Below are 484 nucleotides of genomic sequence, written 5' to 3' on the forward strand. Positions count from 1 at the left end.
CCCGCTTCATGATCGGGCTGTTGTTGCTCAAGCATATCTACGGGCTGTCCGATGAGGGGGTGTGCGAGCGCTGGGTCCACGACCCTTATTTCCAGTTCTTCACCGGCGAAGAGTTTTTCCGGCACGCTTTCCCGCACGAACGCTCGGACCTGAGCCATTGGCGCAAGCGGCTCGGCGACAAGTTGGAGCTGCTGCTGGCCGAGAGCCTGCGGGTGGCGCACGAAGCCGGCGCCTTACGCAGCCAGGACCTCAAGCGCGTCACGGTCGACACCACGGTGCAGCCGAAGGCCATCACCTTCCCGACCGACGCCAAGCTGCTTCATGCGGCCATCCAGGGCCTCAACCGCCTGGCGAGAAGGCACAGCGTCAGGCTCCGGCAATCCTATTCTCGCGTGGCCAAGGCCGCTGCGATGATGGCGGGCCGCTACGCCCATGCCAAACAGTTCAGCCGGCATCAGCGGCAGTTGCGCATTCTGCGCAGCCG

1 protein-coding gene is annotated in these 484 nt (G+C 64.7%); it reads left to right on the top strand.

Going from position 1 to position 484, the window contains the following annotated elements; all coding sequences use genetic code 11:
• Nucleotides 1-484 (top strand): transposase (locus AC0L3K_RS40755; protein WP_473368227.1); only part of this gene is annotated, 484 nt, incomplete at both ends.

The organism is Bradyrhizobium sp. MI1.10 (assembly GCF_055811035.1).